This is a genomic window from Immundisolibacter sp. (genome assembly GCF_028696615.1).
GTDB lineage: Bacteria > Pseudomonadota > Gammaproteobacteria > Immundisolibacterales > Immundisolibacteraceae > Immundisolibacter.
Map to the genome: position 1 here is coordinate 1 of NZ_JAQVGQ010000242.1, position 3626 is coordinate 3626.

The 3626-nt window shown below is 70.8% G+C and carries 4 protein-coding genes; 2 read left to right on the forward strand and 2 right to left on the reverse strand.

What is annotated here, in order from left to right; translation table 11 throughout:
* The coding region (locus PHC73_RS12475) for a hypothetical protein (protein ID WP_300128783.1) at positions 1-411 on the forward strand (411 nt) is incomplete at its 5' end.
* A 250-nt stretch (positions 412-661) separates the two neighbouring features.
* Here PHC73_RS12475 and PHC73_RS12480 read toward each other — a convergent pair.
* Positions 662-1612, reverse strand: a complete 951-nt coding sequence (locus PHC73_RS12480; protein WP_300128786.1) for a metallophosphoesterase — start codon at positions 1610-1612, stop codon at positions 662-664.
* A 143-nt stretch (positions 1613-1755) separates the two neighbouring features.
* On the opposite strand from PHC73_RS12480, the gene PHC73_RS12485 reads away from it, so the two are divergent.
* Positions 1756-2925: a CDP-alcohol phosphatidyltransferase family protein gene (locus PHC73_RS12485; protein WP_300128789.1), complete on the forward strand. Its 1170-nt coding sequence runs from the start codon at positions 1756-1758 to the stop codon at positions 2923-2925.
* Between the two features lie 9 nt (positions 2926-2934).
* On the opposite strand, the gene PHC73_RS12490 is transcribed toward PHC73_RS12485, so the two are convergent.
* The coding region (locus tag PHC73_RS12490; RefSeq protein WP_300128792.1) for a hypothetical protein at positions 2935-3626 on the reverse strand (692 nt) is incomplete at its 5' end.

The window sequence follows — 3626 nt, forward strand, 5'->3', positions numbered from 1 at the left end:
ACATCCCGAGCTGTACCCGGAACGTCTGCTGTACGGCAGTGTCAGCCTGATGTTGGATTGACCGGCCACACGAGCGAGGTTTGGGAAATGCCGACGCCTCATATGGGCTTGGGCATCGCCGCGGCGGTGTTCGCGGTTCTTGCTCTGTCCGGCTGCGCCAAGGAGCAGCAGCCAGGGCCGCCGGAGGCCGGCAATCCGTTTGCCGGTGTGCCGTTCGTGCTGGCACCGGACGCCGCCGGCAGGCTCGTGGTGCGTGATGCCGATGGCAAGCGGCTGGATGGGCAGGTCGTCCCCCTGCCGCTGCAGGCAACGGCGGTGCAGTCGGTCAGTCAGATCACCGTCCTCAAGATCGAGGGATCCTGTTACTACCTCGTCTGCTACAACGGTAGCTGCACCAAGGTGCCGTGCTGAGGATGAACTCGGAGCCCTGCCGATCGGGGGCTGCTCCCATTACCCGGTCAACGCTGGCGGTGTTTGGTACGACGGGCGCTGCTGCGTGTGCGCCTTAGGCCTTAGGGAGAGGCTGAAAAATTCCGTCCCAGGAATTTTTCAGCTCGCGTCCGCGCGGCACATGTCCGAACGATTCTCAATAAATCAATGGGTTACGCCATTTATTCAGGCCGGGGCATGCTGACCCGGACGGAAAGACGCAAGCGCTTCCTTAGCCGTCGCCGTCGATCTCGAAGCTGTCCCCCCAGCCGAAGTCCTGCGCCTGCGGCCGATAGACGCGCCGCGCCAGCTCGAGGCGCCAGGCGTCGGCCGTCCGCCTGACGCGCAGCAGGCCATAGCCGGCCATGCGTTCGGCGCGCGGGTCTAGCGCCGAGGCGGACGGCACGCCGATCACCGGCACCGCGCCGTGCGGGCCCGGCAGCTCGCCGCGCGTGGCACGGTGGGCGTGGCCGTGCAGGACGAGCCCGGCGCCGTGGCGGGCGATGACGGCCGCAAACCGCCGTCGATCGGTCAGGCGCTTGCGCCAGCTGACCCCATGCGCGATCGGCGGGTGATGCAGCACCACCACCCGGAACAGTCCGTCGCGCCTACCCTGCTCCAGCGCCGCCGCGAGCGCCAGAAGCTGCGCGGTGCCGAGTGTGCCGGTGGCCAGCAGTGGCGGGCTTGGCACCGCGCTCGACAGACCGATCAGCAGCAGCTCGCCGCGGTGCTGCGTGATGAGCTCGCCCGGCACGGGTGGCCGATAGTCCTGCCACAGCGTGCGCCCGGCCGGCCAGACGCCGGGGACATAGGCCTCGTGATTGCCGGGCACCAGCAGCAGCCGTTCGGGGGGCGCAAAGTCCCGCAGCCACGCCGCTGCCTGCGCGAACTCCTGCGGCAGGCCGATCTGCACCAGATCGCCGCCGATGGCGATGTGCCGCGGTGCCTGCGCCTCGAGGTCGGCGGCCAGCGCGGCCAGCACGGCCGGCCGGTGGATGTGCCGGCGCCGGCGCAGCCAGGAGGCGCGCCCCAGGCGCTGCTTGAGGCGCAGCGGCAGGTCCGGTGCCTGCAGCGGGTCGGTGAGGTGCAGGTCCGACAGGAACGCCAACGCCCAGGCGCCGGGCGCGCCGTCGGCCGGGAGCGGTGGATGCGGTGCGGGGCTGGGCGATGTGGACGACGACACGGTGATCCGGGCTGGCGCCGCCGGGATGAGGCGGCGCCGGGCAGGCAGGCATCCCCTCGCGGCAGCGGGCCGAACGTGCGGGGAGCGGAATTATCAAAAGCCTGCCTTGATATACGATTGCGCGCCGTTTGACCAGCCAGCGAGTGAATCAGAAAGTGAAACCTGTTGCTTATCTCGTGGGTGAAGCGCCGGTCAGGCTGTGGGGGCTCGGCGGGCGTGAGCGGCTGCGCCGCGTGCTGCGCACGCTCGGCATCGAGGTGCTGGACGACGCCGCCGCGCCGCCGCCGAACCGCAGCGTGCTGGTGCTGCGCGCCGATCATCTGTTCGACGAGCGCGTGGTCTCGGCGCTGGTCGACGCGCCCGGGGTGGCGCTGCGGGCGTCCGAGAATGGCCCGCTGGTGGCGCTGCACGCGCCGGTCAACCTCGCCGCTGCGGCGCGCGCCGTGCTGCAGGGTGAGCAGCCCGCCGACGGCTACCTCATCGAAACCCCGCAGACGCTGGCCAGCGCCTACCAGAAGCGCCTTCGCAAGCGCGAGGCGCCGTACGTGCTGCCAGTGACGCCCGGTGAGCAGAAAGCGCTCGAACGGCGCCTGTTCGGCACCGCCTACAAGGGCGTCACCGACGCGGTCACCAAATGGTGCTGGCCGCCGCTGGCGCGCCGCGCCACTGCCTTTTGCGCCCGCCGCGGCATCACGCCCAATCAAGTCACGCTGACCGGCCTGGCATTGACCGTCGCCGCCGGCCTCGCCTTCTGGCACGGCTGGTGGGCGGTGGGCTTGCTGTGCGCCTGGGTGATGACCTTTCTGGACACCGTCGACGGCAAGCTGGCGCGGGTGACGGTGCAGTCCAGCCGCTTCGGCGACATCCTCGATCACGGTATCGACATCATCCACCCGCCGCTCTGGTACGCCGCCTGGGCGCTCGGTCTGCCCGAGGGCAGCGTGCCGACGCAGGCACTGATCTGGGTGATCGTGGCCGGCTACGTCGGCGGGCGCCTGGCGGAGGGCGCGTTCCAGGCGTTGTGTGCCAAGTTTTCGCTGTTCGTGTGGCAGCCGTTCGATTCGTTCAACCGCCTCATCACCGCCCGGCGCAACCCCAATCTGGTGCTGCTGACGCTGTGCGCGCTGTGCGGCGCGCCGGCGCTCGGTCTGTGGCTGGTGGCCGGCTGGACGGTGCTGTCGACCGTGCTGCTGTGGGTGCGCGTCGGTCAGGCGTGGGTGGCGCGCCGACAGGGGCCGCTTCAGTCCTGGCTGCAGCAGGTGGGGCAGCAGATCCCGGCCGACAGTCTTGCCGCGCGCTGGTTTGCGTCCTGAAAAGCGACCTCACCGAAACCCGCCGCGCCGCCACAGCCGCCAGGCCACGCCCCAGATGCCGAGCAGCGGGTGGCGGCGCAGGAACGGCGTGGCTTCCAGGCGCACGCCGGAGTGCCGCTCCACCTTCCACAACAGGTAATCGACGCCGCCGGCGAACGTGAAAGCGGCCTTGATGAGGCGCGCCACGTTGAGGCTCTTGCCGAGCACCCGCCGCCCGAACCAGCCGAGCCGCCCGACGGCGCGGCGCGGCGGCGTGAGCTGCTGGTGATAGACGTGGCCGTCGAAGCTCACCGTTGGCAGGCAGCGCGCCGCCAGCGGCGTGAGCGCGCCGCGCCAGGGGGCGAGATCGCGCACCAGCGCGTCCACCGCGCCCGGCCGCTCGGGCCGCAGTTCGGTGCCGTAGCAGGCGGCCAGCGCCGCGCGCCACCAGGTGAGCTCGTCGAAGCGCTCAGCCAGCAGCGGCAGGGCGCGTTCGAGCAGCGTCAGCACTGCCTGCCCGATGGCGCCCGCCACCTGCGCGCGTTCGGTGGCGCCGCGCGCATACAAAAGACCGCTCGCCTGGGCGAAGCGGCCCCAGAAATAGCTCTGTCGGGCCGTCATGTAGCGCACCAAGGCGGCGGTCTCGAGCAGCGCGACCTTGCCGCGCACGGTGCGATCGGCGAGCGGCAGCTCGAGGTAGTAGACGTTCGGCGGCAGCAGGC